Origin of the sequence: Mycolicibacterium monacense, from assembly GCF_010731575.1 — a bacterium.
In the GTDB taxonomy this organism is placed as follows: domain Bacteria; phylum Actinomycetota; class Actinomycetes; order Mycobacteriales; family Mycobacteriaceae; genus Mycobacterium; species Mycobacterium monacense.
The window spans coordinates 5,785,419-5,798,834 of record NZ_AP022617.1 but is presented as its reverse complement, the minus strand read 5'-3'; the positions used below and the strand labels follow the sequence as shown (position 1 = coordinate 5,798,834).

Sequence of the window (13,416 nt, the reverse complement as noted above, 5' to 3'; positions counted from 1 at the left end):
CAGCATCTACACACATGACTTCGCGGTTTGTGCCCTACGCCACCACCCCCGGCCGCCTGCTCGGCCAGCTGATCAGCGACATCGTCATCGCGGTGTGGGTGTTGATCTGGCTGTTCGTCGGAATGGCCGTGCACTCGGCGGTGGCGACCATCGCGCAGGTCGGCCGGCAGGTCGAGACCGGGGCGAACGGCATCGCTGACAACCTCGAGTCGGCGGGCGACCAGACCAAGGACGTACCGCTGCTCGGCAACGCCCTGCGCGGTCCGCTCAATGCGGCCGGCGAGGCCGCCCTCGACATCGCCAACGCCGGCCACAGCCTCGACACCACCGCCTCGTGGCTGGCGTGGGTGCTGGCGCTCGCGGTCGCGTCGCCGCCGATCCTGGCGGTCGCGATGCCGTGGGTGTTCCTGCGGGTGCGGTTCGTGCGGCGCAAGTGGACCGCCATCACGCTGGCCGCCACGCCGGCGGGTCAGCAGTTGCTCGCGCTGCGGGCGCTGGCCAACCGGCCGCTGGCCAAGCTGGTCAGCGTCGACGCCGACCCGGTCGGGGCATGGCGCAATCAGGACGTCGCCGCGATATCCGGGCTTGCGGCGCTGGAACTGCGATCGGCGGGGGTGGCACGGTTGCGTCGGTGACGGGGTCGCCTACGCGTTCGCCGTCGCTCCCGCAGCGCCTGCCGGGGATGCAGCGGCGGAAACACCAGGCTCAGCACCGCGGCGAGGGTGAAATAGCTGCGCACTATCCGGAATACGAGGTACTCGGGGAGGTAGAGGACCGCTCGGGGCTGACGCACGAGGCATACGCCGAGTGCCACCAGCAGCGGCAGCCCGAGGAACACCGCGAGGAGCCGCTCGGGGTGCAGACCGGGGAACGACTCGCGGAACAGTCCGAAGATCAGGAGGCCGAACAACAGCAGGGGCAGCATCATCGCTCGGCGCGCCGCGTTGGCGAGCTGGAACGGCAGCATCACCGCCCCGGCCATCGAACTCCGGCTCAGGATCGCGTGCCGGTTGTGGGCGGCGATGTGGTAGATGCTGCGAAACCAGCGGGTGCGTTGTTCGCGCAGATGCGCCCAGCTCTGCGGGGTCTCGCTGAAGTAGACCGCGGTGGGGTCGACCAGGCTCAGGTAGCCCTGACTGCTCATCCTCATGCAGATGTCGGTGTCCTCACCGTTCATGCCCTGCACGATGCCGCCGACCTCTTCGACGACGCGGCGCCGGTAGACCACGAACATGCCGGGCTCGCCGATGATCCCGTCGTAGCCCATCATCGCGACCTGGAAGAAGCCGTGTTTGACGAGCACCTCGACCAATCGCACCCGGTCGAAGAAGGTTCGGATACGTTCCGGCCGCGGCATCCCGCCGACGGCGGCGACCTTCGCATCGGTGAAATGACGCAGCGTGACGTCGAGGCAGTTCTCGCCGATCACGGTGTCGGCATCGATACGCACGACGAACTCCTCCCGGATCACCGACAGGCCGTAGTTGAGCGCCACCGCCTTCCCGGGGACCGCGCATTCGTGCACCTCCCCGGTGGAGTGTGCGCAGGCGGCGATGGCGGTCTGTGCGACGTCCGCGGTGTCGTCGGTGGAGGCATTGTCGATGACATAGATGTGGACCGTCTCGGCGTACCGGGCCGCGGCCCGGTCGACGGCCTCGATCGTGGCGGTGATGTCGTGGGCCTCGTTGTGCGCCGGGATGATCACCGCGAGGGGCGGCGCGAAACGTGCGCGGCGCGACCGGCGGATCATCACCAGCCCGATCCCCGCGGCGAGGATGCCGAACAGCTGCTGGACCAGGAAGATCCCCGGACCCACGCCACCCATCAGCGCCCACTCCCGCATCCAGGCCACCGGGACCGGCATGCGGTCCTCGATCCAGGCGGCTGCCACGAACGCCACCGCCAGCGGAACCGCCAGCCGCACCCAGGCATGCCAACGCATCCGCCCCGCCGGCCGCAGGCGCGCCGGCCTCGGCAGCCGGGCGTGCCGCATCACGGTGAACGGCAACAGCACCATTGCCGCCAGGCTTGACGCCAACTGCTGGCCGACGATCTGCGGATAGAAGAGTCCGACGTGGTAGCCGAGGTAAGCCGAGAAATCCACCACCGCGCAGACCAGGATCAGCACGCCGGTCAGCTCGAGGTGCACAGCCAACCGGCGCCAGAAGTTCGTGTCCAGCGACCACGCCACCGAGGTGACCATCACCAGCAGGAACGCTCGCACCGGTATCGCGGCCGCCTGCCCGTCGGCCGTGGCGAAGACCAGGTCGCGGGCGTGGTCTCCCCACGCCCTGGCCTGTACGGTTCCGAGCAGCAGCGTCAGACTGCTCAACGCGACAAAGATGAGCAGCGCACCGTTGACAGCGCTGGGCGGACGTTTGACCGCATACGCCGGCGGAGCGCTGTCGATCGAGCGATAGTGCCTGACAACAGCTTTGGGCTTCTGCGGTATCTGCGGCGGCGGTGCCGGTGGCGTCTGGGAGTCCCGGTGCTGCCGCGCTACCGGTTCGTTCACGGATCTCGCACCGGCAGAGGGCCGTCGAGGCGCCCGGCGTCATCGACCGCCACCCCGACACCGTCACCGGTCACCAGCCTGGCGGACTCGCGCCCGTAGCCGGGCAGCACGTCCGGGGGCCGGCCCACCGGTGTCACCACCACCCCCGGCGTCGGCCCGGCCGCCGCACGCTGCACCACGAGCCCGTCCCGGAAGGCCTGCAGATCGAACCCCGCGCCGACGAGCCGGCCGCCGACGACGCGCACCGGCACGTCCACGCCGGCGGGCGCATCGCCGAACAACAGGAACGGCCGCACTCCGGGTGCGCCGTCCCATACGAACGGCGCTCGATCACCCACGCCGGTGAACTCCGCCAATGTGGGCACCAGCGCGGCCAGAGAGACCTCCGGATCGTCCATACTGCCTGCGGGCAGGTGGATCTCGAAGCCGGGAGCCAAATCGGACGGGACCGCGGCCAGGCCCACCCCACGGCCGCCGAGCAGCAGCGTCGAGGTGGGCAGGAGTTGAGCCTGGTAGACCGTGGGCCGCACCGCACAGCCGCCGGTGACGCGCTCGCGCAGCACGGTCACGATCAACTCGTTGCGCAGCGCCTCGATCCCCTCGGGGATGCGTGCGGTCACGCTGTGGGCATCGAGGTCGGCGGGCAGCCGCACACTGTCGAGGAGTTGTCCGTTTAGCCGCACCTGGACCAGCCACGGAGCGTCGGCGGCCACGACGGGCACCTGCAAGTCCAACCGGACCTCGCTGGGCACGCGGCCGCCGGGCAGGTCTGCCGTCGAGTACCGGAGCCGCCAGTTGCGTGAGTCGGTGAGCTGCTGCGCGGAGGTGTCCAGCCCGAGCGCTGCGAGGGGGACGGCATCGCCGCCCACCGGCTCGCGCTCGTCCCGTCGCGGCTCGTTGGCCGCGGAGTCGGCCGTGGTGACGACGTCGGTGGTGAGAAGGCTGTCCAGCGCCTCGGCGGGCGGTCCGCCGGCCTCGGTGACCGCGAGCACCGACGTGTCGTCGAGGTAGCCGACCCGCACCGCGCCCGCCTGATCGTCGACGGGTGTCCAGCCGGCCTCCGCGAGCGACTCCGGCGGTCCGAGCAGGATTCGGGTTCCCTCGCCGGGATTCTCGGAGACGCCGTCGACGTAGCGCACCTGGCGACCGGTGTGCCTCAACGCGACACCGAGGTCTGCGGCGGTCTCGTACCACTCACGATCATTCCGCGTCGCGGAAAGCACCAGTGTCACAACGTGATCGAGACCACGGGCAACGTCCCGAACGGTCCGCAAGCGCTGGTCGAGGCGTCCACGGATCCGGGTGGCCTCGGGATCCAGCAGTACCAGGGCGCCGATTTCGTGGTCGGGATTGCACCATCGCTGGTCGAGGCTGCCGGTCAACCTGATCTGCACGGTGACGCTGCCGTCGTCGGTCACCGTGGCGGGCAGCGGGATATCGGCCGTGAGATCGTTGTCGCCGGATCGCAGTTCGGTGACGTAGACCGCTTCGCCGTCAACGAGCACCCGCAGGAATGTCACGCCCGACGTCGGCGCCTGCGTGCGCCCACCGAGCACCAACCGCGCGTCCTCGAGGCGCGAGTCGACGGGCACGGCGGTGGTGACGGTGGCCGACGTGGTGTTGTCGTCGCTGAGCCGAATGCCGTCGCGGTGGCCGAGGTCTGCCAGCGTTGTGGCGAAAAGCAGTCCTGGGGGTACGGATTCGCCGTTCTCACCGTCGAACCAGTCCGGGCGGGCCACCACGAACACCACCACCAGGACCACCGACAGCGCGAGGAACGCCAGCGCGCCGCGCGGCGCCCAGCGTCGCGCGCGCCGGCGGTGGTGAGGCGGTGGAGCGGTCGTCGCCACCGGATTGGTCGCCGGGAGGTGCGGCGTCTCCCCCGGCTCGGTCACCGGTCGACCTTCTCGGCTGCGCACCGGCGCTCGTCGTTCCAATAGGACACGCACGGGATCTTGCCGAGGTCACACCGATCGGCGTATGCCGCTGCGATCTCGAGAGATTCGGCCAGGAGCCCGGCCTCCAGCAGAATCGGGTCCAATCCCAGCTGTCGCAGATTGTCGGTGCACACGGCGAGCTCGTTCTCGTCGGCCTCGGCCCGGGGATTGGGCAGATAGGCGACCTGTGCACCGACGAGCCGCTCGAGAAGGTGCGCGAGGTCTCGCACCCGCAGTGTCTCGGCGACCTGGTTCATGATTCGCACCCGGGACCCCACCTGCGTTCCGGATTCCACGGCGTATCGCACGCAACGAACCGTGTCCTGGATGTTGATGAAGGCCCGGGTCTGTCCGCCGGTTCCGTGCACGGTCAACGGATAACCGATCGCGGCCTGCAAGAGGAACCGGTTGAGCACCGTACCGAAGTCACCGTCGTAGTCGAACCGGTTGATCAACCGCGGATCGCGACGAGTCTCCTCGGTCTGGGTGCCCCACGCGATGCCCTGGTGCAGATCGGTGATCCGCAACCGGTCGTTCTGTGCGTAGAACTGGAACAACAGTTGGTCCAGCGACTTGGTGAGGTGGTAGATGCTGCCGGGTTTGGTCGGATAGAGCGCCTCACGGGTCACGACGGCTCCGTGGCGGTCGGGGTAGCTGATCGTGAGGTAGCCCTCGGGGAGATTCACCGCCGAGGTCTCGTAGCCGTAGACGCCCATCGTCCCGAGGTGCACGAGATGGCAGTCGAGGCGGGACTCCACCAGTGCGGCCAGCACGTTGTGCGTCGCGTTCACATTGTTGGCGACGGTGTAGCGCTTGTGGGCGGCGTCCTTCATCGAATACGGCGCGGCACGTTGTTCGGCGAAATGGACGACGGCGTCGGGGCGCGCACTGCGCAGAAGGTCGAGCAGCTCGCCGTAATCCTCGGCGATGTCGAGGTTTACGGACTCGATCCGTCTGCCGGACACCTCACGCCAGCCGGTGAGCCGCTCAGCGAGCGAGGCGATCGGGGTCAGGGACTGCACCCCGAGTTCGGTGTCCATGCGCCGACGCACCTCGTTGTCGACGATGACGACCTCATGCCCGGACTCCGAGAGGTGCAGCGCGGTGGGCCAGCCGCAGAATCCGTCACCGCCCAGAACGAGAACGCGGATGGCCCCTCCCTACCACGCATTCGCAGTTGGGGGTCACCCTATCGTTTGCCACAGCGGCTGTCTTTGCGAACGAAATAATTCACGCGCGAGGGGTCACGCCTGCAGTCGGACCACCATGTGCCGGATCCCGGTGTGCCGATTGCTTCGTGCCCACTCGACCGGCTCGACCAGGCGCACCGACGCGAACCGCGCCAGCAGTTCCTCGAACAGCACCCGCAGTTCCAGCCGCGCCAGATTGGCACCCAGGCAGTAGTGCACACCCTGCCCGAAACCCAAGTGCGGATTGGGTTTACGCGCGACGTCGAAGACGTCGGCGTCGGCGAACACCGCGGCGTCCCGGTTCGCCGAACCCTCCCACACCAGAACCTTCTGACCAGCCGAGATGCGGTGACCACCGAGTTCGGTGTCGCGGGTGGCGGTGCGCCGCTTCGACGGTGACGGCGAGGTCCAGCGGACCATCTCCTCGATGGCGCCCGGCAGCGACGACGGGTCGGCCTGCAGCGCGTCAAAAGCGGCCGGGTTCTCGATCAGCGCCAGCAGGCCGCCGGCGATCGAATTGCGCGTGGTCTCCGCGCCGGCGCTGAACAGCAGGTAGAAGAACAGGTACAACTCGGCGTCGGACAGCCACGATTCGGCGGCCACCACCGACAACATGTCGTCGCCCGGTTCGGCGCGTTTGCGCGCCACCAGTTCCGAGCCGTAGGTGTACATGCGGGATCCGGCGTCCTCGACCGACAGCCGATCGATCGAGGCCTTGCGCGAACCGCGGAAGTCGAAACCCGGTTCGACGGCCTCGAACAACCAGTGCCGGTCGTCCTCGGGCACACCGAGCAGGATGCAGATCATCTGCATCGGAAGTTCGGCGGCCACCTGCGGCAGGAAGTCGAAGGCCTCGCCGTCGCCGACCTCGTCGAGCAGGATCCGGGCCCGCTGCCGCAGATCGTCCTCCACGCGCGCGATCATGCGCGGCGTCAGCCCCGAGTTCACCAGCCGGCGGATCTGCGCATGCCGCGGATCGTCCATCATGTTGAGCACCTGACCGGCGATCGGCAGATCCTGCAGCAGCGTGCCGCCGAACGGGCGTTCCCCGCCGGTCACCGACGAGTAGGTGTCCGGATCACGCAATACCGCAAGCGTTTCAGCGTAGGTCGCGACGGACCAGAAGCCCTCGCCGTCGGGCGTGTGCTCGGTGGGTTCGTGCCAGAACACCGGCGCGTCGCGGCGGTGGATCGCGAACAGGTCGTGAGGGAACCCGTTTGCGAAGTTGTCCAGATCGGTGAAGTCGATCTGCGACAACCTCACAGGATGGCGCCCGAGGTGTACTTGGCCGCCTCCGGATAGCGGCTGACCAACTCGTCGACCGCCTGGGCGACGCGGTCGACCTGATCGCCGGCGGCCCCGCTGAACGCCTGCTTGTCGGCCAGCGCATCCTCGAGCGCGACGCGGTCCAGCGGCAGCCGCGGGTCGGCAGCCAGCCGGTCCAGTAGGTCGGGCTCCTGCCCCTTCTCCCGCATGGCCAGCGCGACGGCCACCGCGTGCTCCTTGATGACCTCGTGCGCGGTCTCGCGGCCAACGCCGGCCCGCACCGCGGCGATGAGGATGCGGGTGGTGGCCAGAAACGGCAGGTAGCGGTCCAGTTCGCGCTGGATGACCGCCGGATAGGCGCCGAACTCGTCGAGCACGGTCAGGAACGTCTCGGTCTGCCCGTCGATCGCGAAGAACGCGTCGGGCAGCGCCACCCGGCGCACCACCGAGCAGAACACGTCGCCTTCGTTCCACTGCGCACCCGCCAGTTCGGCGGCCATCGAACCGTAGCCGCGCAGCACCACCTGCAGGCCGTTGACGCGTTCACAGGACCGGGTGTTCATCTTGTGCGGCATGGCCGACGATCCGACCTGGCCCGGTGCGAAGCCCTCGGTCACCAGCTCGTGGCCGGCCATCAGCCGGATGGTGTGCGCGAGCGAGGAGGGACCCGCGCCGAGTTGCACCAGCGCGGAGACGACGTCGTGGTCGAGGGAACGGGGGTACACCTGGCCGACGCTGGTGAAAACGTCTCGGAAGCCGAGGAATTCGGCGACCCGGCGCTCGAGGTCGGCCAGTTTCGCGGTGTCGCCGCCGAACAGGTCGAGCATGTCCTGGGCGGTGCCCATCGGGCCCTTGATACCGCGCAGCGGGTAACGCGCGATCAGTTCCTCGACCCGCTGCAGGGCGAGCAACGTCTCCTCGGCGGCGGAGGCGAACCGCTTGCCCAGTGTGGTGGCCTGTGCGGCGACGTTGTGGCTGCGGCCGGCCATCACGAGGTCGCGGTAGCTCACGGCCTTCTCGGCGAGCCGGGCCACCACGGCAACGCCGTGGGCGTGGACGAGTTCCAGGGAGCGGCGGATCTGTAGCTGTTCGACGTTCTCGGTGAGGTCGCGGCTGGTCATGCCCTTGTGCACGTGTTCGTGGCCGGCCAGCGCGTTGAACTCCTCGATGCGGGCCTTCACGTCGTGGCGGGTGACGCGTTCGCGCGCCGCGATGGACGCGAGGTCCACCTGGTCGAGGACGCGTTCGTAGTCGGCGACCACCCCGTCGGGAACGACCGTGTTGCCCATGCCGAGCTCTATCTGCGCACGCAGCACTGCCAGCCACAATCGGCGCTCGGCGACGATCTTGGCTTCCGGCGACCAGATCGCCACCATGTCCTCGCTGGCGTAGCGGTTGGCCAGCACGTTCGGGATCGTCACAGACACACAGCTTACGGCGCGGATCGGGCAGGCTGGGCAGGTGTACTTCGTCGGGATCGACCTCGCGTGGGGTGAGCGCAGCCCCACCGGCGTCGCCGTCGCCGATTCGGACGGCAGCCTGGTGCACCTCGCCGCCGCCACGACCGACGCCGACATCGTCGCGCAGCTCATGCCCTACACCGCCGAGCAGTGCCTGCTGGCGATCGACGCTCCCCTGGTTGTGACGAACCCGAGCGGGAACCGGCCGTGCGAGGCGGCGCTCAACCGGGATTTCCGCGCCTTCGAGGCGGGCTGTCACCCGTCGAACACCGGTCATCCGTGGTTCGCGTCGGGCAGCCGCGGCGCCCGACTGGCCGAGGCGCTGGGCGCTCCCGCCGTCGAGGTCTATCCGCACGCCGCGACCGTCGCACTTTTCGGACTGCCGAAGACCTTGAAGTACAAGCAGAAACCGGGGCGGGACGTCGCGCAGTTACGCGGTGAACTGCTTCGGCTGATCGGCCTGGTCGAAACGCTCATCCGCGCGGACCCCTCGCTGAACGTCGGGCAGCACGCCGGGTGGGTGGCCCTGCGGGACGCGGTCCGGACGGCGACCCGCAAGGCCGAACTGCGCCGGGCGGAGGACCCGGTCGACGCGGTCGTGTGTGCCTACGTCGCGCTGTTCGCCACCCGCAGGCCTGCCGACGTCACGAGCTACGGCGACGACGCCACCGGCCGGATCGTGACGCCCGCACTCCGTCGGGCCGCTACGCCAGGTGCGTGGGGTCGGTGATCTCGGTGTCGCGCACACCCAGGCGCCGGTTGATCAGCCTGTTGATGAAGAACAGCACGATCCCGATCGCGACGAGGATCAGCGCCACGTAGTACTGCTGGGCGGGGCGACCGGAGAACGGCAGCACCAGATACAACGACGCGATGAAGCCGACCACCGGCATCACCGTCGGCGTCTTGAAGTGCGCACCGCCGGCCTGCACGTCACGTCGCAGCCGCAGCACCGCGACGTTGACCACGGCGAACACTGCCAGCAGCAACAGCGACGTGGTGCCGCCGAGCACACTGATGGCGCTGCTGCTGGCGAACACACTGACGTAGAAGATCAGGCCGAACGCGATCAGCGTGGTGAACACGATCGCCACCCAGGGGGTCAGCCGCCGGGGGTGGACGGTGCCGAAAACCGGCGGCAGCACATGCTGCCGGGCCATTCCGTAGATCAGTCGACTGGCCATCAGCATGTTGATGAGTGCGGTGTTGGAGACCGCGAACATCGAGATGAACGGGAAAAGCGTGTCGATCGGCAGGTTCGGCGCCCCGGCCTTGACCACCTCGACCAGCGGGGTGTCGCTCTCCTCGAGCCGGCCGACGGGCACCAGGGCCACCGCGACGACGGCGACGAGCATGTAGACGATGCCGGCGATGGTGAGCCCGGACAGCAGCACCTTCGGGAAGGTCTTGACGGGATCCTTGGTCTCCTCGGCCATGTTGACCGAGTCCTCGAAGCCGACCATCGCGAAGAACGCCAACGACGTCGCGGCGGTGACGGCCATGAAAGCGTTCTTGTCGCCGGCGGTGTCGAAGGCGACGACGCGGGAGAAGTCGACGTCGCCGCCGCGGGTGAACGCCCACAGGCCCACGAAGAGCACCAGCATGAGGCCGGTCGCCTCGATGATGGTGAGGACCACGTTGAGTTTGATGCTCTCGCCCACGCCGCGGAAGTTCACGGCCGCCAGAAGCGCCATGAACCCCAGCGCGACGGCCGCCACACCGGCTGTGCCCCACTCCAGCCCGAACCCCTCGATGAGGTTGGCGCCGAAGAACCGTGACGCGGTCGAGGCCGACGTGATGCCCGAGCACATCACCACGAACGCCACCAGGAACGTGACGAACTGAAGCCCGAAAGCCTTGTGCGCGTAGAGCGCAGCCCCGGCCGCCTGCGGGTACTTGGTGACCAGCTCCAGATAGCTGAAGGCGGTGATGGTGGCGATGAGGAAGGCGACCAGGAACGGAAGCCACGCTGCACCACCGACTTCGGCGGCCACGTCACCGGTCAGCGCGTACACACCGGTGCCGAGGATGTCGCCGACGACGAACAGCAGCAACAGCCCGGGGCCCATCACCCGCCGTAGCTCGGGCTGCTCCCTGACCGTGTCTGGGTGGGTCATGCGCTCCTCCGTCACTGTTGCCAGGTCATCATCATCGGGCAGCGGCGACCTCGACGCAGCATCATTGCCGCAATCGTTGCCGGACCTGCGCTCAGCCCACCGGTGCGAGCACGTCGATGACGTCGATGAGCGTGGCCCGCGCGGTGGCGCGCGGACCGTCCCCGTCGCCGACCAGCGCAGCGACCACCGCACCGTCGACGGCGCAGACGAGGGCGGTGAGGAAGTCCGCGCGCACCGTCCGGCCGGAGCGTTCCATCACCGCGACCACCGCATCGGTGCGCTGCCGCAGGATGCGGCGCTGGGCGTCGCGCAGCGCCGGCTGGCGGGCACACGCGATGTAACGCTCGTAGCGGGAGATCAGCTCCTCGCCGCCGCGGGTGCCGGGCGCGTCGCCGAGCAGCAGATCCACCAACACGTCCGCGGTCGCTTCCGCGCCCCGGCGGCGCCGGGACAACGCCGCCACCCGCTGCTGCAGGCGCTCGGCCTCCCGGCTTCCCTCGTATTCGACCGCCTTGACGATGAGGTCGTCGAGCGACGAGAAGTAGTAGGTCGTCGACGCCAGCGGCAGGCCGGCCCGACGCGCCACCGCCCGGTGCCGGACGGCGTCGAATCCCCCTTCACACAGCAGATCAGCGGCCGCGCTGACCAGCGCGTACCGCCTGCGTTCCCCCTTGGGAGTGACTGCTGCTGTCACGATTAGCATGCTGCCAGCCACCCGGGTTGGGCATCGTCGTTTCGCGCAAACCCCAGGCTTTCTTCAGGCGGGCGGCCGGGGACCGCACGGGGGTGCTCCGGTGGCAGGATGGCCGCCATGTCCGCACACCTGAGCCGCCGCGCCGCCCTGCGCCTCGCCGCGGGTGCGGCCGCGGGCGCCGCAGGCGTCCACGCGCTGGGTGCCGCCGCACCGGCCGCATCGGTCCCGCCGGCAGCGGCGCCGACCTATCTCACGGGATCGTTCGTATCGGCCGCGCGCGGCGGTGTCCAGACGAACTGGGCCATCGCCCGGCCCCCCGGGCAGAGTGCGGCGCTGCACCCGGTGATCGCACTGCACGGCAAGGGCGCCGATGCGGCTCAGGTGATGGCCGGCGGAGTCGAGCAGGGTCTGGCGGAGGCCGCCGCCGCCGGGCTCCCGCCGTTCGCGGTGGTGGCCGTCGACGGCGGCGGAAGTTATTGGCACAGGCGCGCTTCCGGGGAGGACTCCGGGGCCATGGTGCTCGACGAGCTGATCCCCATGCTGGACACGATGGGTCTCGACACGTCGCGCGTCGGGTTCCTCGGCTGGTCGATGGGCGGCTACGGCGCCCTGCTGCTGGGTGCCCGCCTCGGTCCCGAGCGCACGGCGGCGATCTGCGCGGTCAGCCCGGCCCTGTGGACGTCGGCGGGGGCGAGCGCCCCCGGGGCGTTCGACGGCGCCGACGACTTTGCGGCCAACAGTGTGTGGGGCCGTCCCGAGTTGGCCGCCATCCCCATCCGGATCGACTGCGGCACTTCCGATCCGTTCTATTCGGCGACCGAGCAGTTCATTGCGCAGTTGCCGAATCCGCCGGCCGGCGGCTTCTCCCCCGGCGGGCACGACGGCGGGTTCTGGAGTTCGCAGCTGCCCGCGGAGATCACCTGGATGGCCCCGCTCGTCGCCGCCTAGAGGGTGATCTTGCCCTCGGCCGCGGCCAACCCGATGTCGCTGCGGAAGTGGCTGCCCGGCAACCGGATCGACGCCAGCGTCGAGTAGGCGGCCGTCCTCGCGGCGTCGAGGTCGGCGCCGGTACCCACCACCGACAGCACCCGGCCGCCGGACGACACGATGGCGCCGTCGTCGCGACGGGCGGTCCCGGCGTGCAGCACGCCCTCGGCGTCGGCGCCGGTGATCACGTCGCCGACGCGCGGCCGGCCGGGATAGTTCTCGGCGGCCACCACGACCGTCACCGCGGCACCGTCGCGCCATTGCAGTTCGGGGAACTCCGCGAGCCGCCCGGTCGCCGCGGCGTGCAGCAGCTGCCCGAGCGGCGAGTCGAGCAGTGCCAGCACCGATTGGGTCTCCGGGTCGCCGAACCGGCAGTTGAACTCGACGACGGCCGGTCCGCGTGAGGTGATCGCCAGGCCTGCGTACAGCAGGCCGGAGAACGAGCTGCCGCGTTGAACCAATTCGGCTGCAACGGGTTTGACGATGTCGTCGACGATGCTCGTGGTGATGTCGGCGGGCAGCCAGGGCAGGGGGGCGTAGGCGCCCATACCGCCGGTGTTGGGTCCGGTGTCACCGTCACCGACGCGTTTGAAGTCCTGCGCGGGCAGTAGCGGCACCACGGTCTCACCGTCGACGACGCAGAACAGCGACACCTCCGGACCGTCGAGGAACGACTCCAGCAGCACAGGGTGGCCGGAGTCGAGCAGACTTGCGGCGTGGGCGCGCGCCGCGTCGCGGTCGGCGGTCACCACCACACCCTTGCCCGCGGCAAGGCCGTCGTCCTTGACGACCCACGCGGCCTCTCCCGCGGGCGGACCGAACCGGCCGAGTGCGGCGTCGAGGTGCGCGGGGTTGTCGACGATCTCGCTGGCGGCGGTGCGGACGCCTGCGGCATTCATCACGTCCTTGGCGTACGCCTTGGAACCTTCGATGCGGGCGGCGCTCCGGCTCGGCCCGAAGCACGCGACCCCGGCGGCACGGACGGCGTCGGCGACGCCGAGCACCAGTGGCACCTCGGGTCCGATGACCACCAGGTCGGCGCTGATCCGGCGGGCGAGTTCGGCGACGGCCTCACCGGAGGTGATGTCGACGTCGTGCTGATCGGCGACAGCGGCCGTGCCCGGGTTGCCCGGGGCCACCGCCAGTGCCTCGACCTCGGGGTCGCGGCGCAACGCCAGCAGCAGGGCATGTTCACGGGCACCGGATCCGATTACCAGGACGCGCACATGTGCACCCTAAACCCCGCGCTG

At 69.5% G+C, this 13,416-nt stretch carries 11 protein-coding genes; 3 read left to right on the top strand and 8 right to left on the bottom strand.

Features of this window, described 5'->3' with window-relative positions; all coding sequences use genetic code 11:
- Positions 1 to 14: 14 nt before the first annotated feature.
- Positions 15 to 635: a hypothetical protein gene (locus G6N49_RS27850; protein WP_011561938.1), complete on the top strand. Its 621-nt coding sequence runs from the start codon at positions 15 to 17 to the stop codon at positions 633 to 635.
- On the opposite strand, the gene G6N49_RS27845 is transcribed toward G6N49_RS27850, so the two are convergent.
- The 5 genes from G6N49_RS27845 to purB all read right to left on the bottom strand — a co-directional run bounded on the left by G6N49_RS27845 (position 560) and on the right by purB (position 8,329).
- On the bottom strand, positions 560 to 2,515 hold the full coding sequence (locus tag G6N49_RS27845; protein ID WP_083044852.1) for a glycosyltransferase family 2 protein: 1,956 nt from the start codon (positions 2,513 to 2,515) through the stop codon (positions 560 to 562). The two genes, G6N49_RS27850 and G6N49_RS27845, sit on opposite strands and share 76 nt — an antisense overlap.
- Entirely contained in the window at positions 2,512 to 4,410 is a 1,899-nt protein-coding gene (locus G6N49_RS27840) for a serine/threonine-protein kinase (protein WP_083044853.1), read from the bottom strand. The genes G6N49_RS27845 and G6N49_RS27840 overlap by 4 nt, the downstream gene beginning before the upstream one ends.
- Positions 4,407 to 5,603, bottom strand: coding sequence for an NAD-dependent epimerase/dehydratase family protein (locus G6N49_RS27835; protein ID WP_083044854.1), 1,197 nt, complete (start codon positions 5,601 to 5,603; stop codon positions 4,407 to 4,409). The genes G6N49_RS27840 and G6N49_RS27835 overlap by 4 nt, the downstream gene beginning before the upstream one ends.
- Before the next feature lie 93 nt (positions 5,604 to 5,696).
- Complete coding sequence (locus G6N49_RS27830) at positions 5,697 to 6,905, bottom strand: cytochrome P450 (RefSeq protein ID WP_011561942.1); 1,209 nt, start codon at positions 6,903 to 6,905, stop codon at positions 5,697 to 5,699.
- The gene (gene purB / locus G6N49_RS27825; protein ID WP_011768377.1) at positions 6,902 to 8,329 is read right to left on the bottom strand and encodes an adenylosuccinate lyase; all 1,428 of its coding nucleotides are present in this window, start codon (positions 8,327 to 8,329) and stop codon (positions 6,902 to 6,904) included. The genes G6N49_RS27830 and purB overlap by 4 nt, the downstream gene beginning before the upstream one ends.
- Before the next feature lie 40 nt (positions 8,330 to 8,369).
- Between purB and G6N49_RS27820 the strand changes: the two genes are divergently transcribed.
- On the top strand, positions 8,370 to 9,098 hold the full coding sequence (locus G6N49_RS27820) for a DUF429 domain-containing protein (protein WP_011561944.1): 729 nt from the start codon (positions 8,370 to 8,372) through the stop codon (positions 9,096 to 9,098).
- Here G6N49_RS27820 and G6N49_RS27815 read toward each other — a convergent pair.
- Together G6N49_RS27815 and G6N49_RS27810 are read right to left on the bottom strand one after the other, a co-directional pair.
- Positions 9,073 to 10,485, bottom strand: a complete 1,413-nt coding sequence (locus tag G6N49_RS27815) for an APC family permease (protein ID WP_011561945.1) — start codon at positions 10,483 to 10,485, stop codon at positions 9,073 to 9,075. The genes G6N49_RS27820 and G6N49_RS27815 overlap by 26 nt on opposite strands.
- A 91-nt stretch (positions 10,486 to 10,576) precedes the next feature.
- A complete protein-coding gene (locus G6N49_RS27810) occupies positions 10,577 to 11,188 on the bottom strand; it encodes a TetR/AcrR family transcriptional regulator (protein ID WP_011561946.1) in 612 nt (203 codons plus the stop codon).
- Positions 11,189 to 11,287: 99 nt separating this feature from the next.
- Here G6N49_RS27810 and G6N49_RS27805 point away from each other — a divergent pair, with 99 nt between their 5' ends.
- On the top strand, positions 11,288 to 12,127 hold the full coding sequence (locus G6N49_RS27805) for an alpha/beta hydrolase (RefSeq protein ID WP_011561947.1): 840 nt from the start codon (positions 11,288 to 11,290) through the stop codon (positions 12,125 to 12,127).
- Here G6N49_RS27805 and purD read toward each other — a convergent pair.
- Positions 12,124 to 13,392 carry a phosphoribosylamine--glycine ligase gene (gene purD / locus G6N49_RS27800; protein ID WP_083044855.1) on the bottom strand — a complete coding sequence of 423 codons (1,269 nt, stop codon included), beginning with the start codon at positions 13,390 to 13,392 and terminating at the stop codon, positions 12,124 to 12,126. The genes G6N49_RS27805 and purD overlap by 4 nt on opposite strands.
- Positions 13,393 to 13,416: the final 24 nt, after the last annotated feature.

Excerpts from the sequence above, each read along its gene's own strand:
- G6N49_RS27810 (WP_011561946.1), bottom strand. The coding sequence starts at position 11,188 with ATGCTAATCGTGACAGCAGCAGTCACTCCCAAGGGGGAACGCAGGCGG.
- G6N49_RS27850 (WP_011561938.1), top strand. The coding sequence starts at position 15 with ATGACTTCGCGGTTTGTGCCCTACGCCACCACCCCCGGCCGCCTGCTC.
- G6N49_RS27805 (WP_011561947.1), top strand. The coding sequence starts at position 11,288 with ATGGCCGCCATGTCCGCACACCTGAGCCGCCGCGCCGCCCTGCGCCTC.
- G6N49_RS27815 (WP_011561945.1), bottom strand. The coding sequence starts at position 10,485 with ATGACCCACCCAGACACGGTCAGGGAGCAGCCCGAGCTACGGCGGGTG.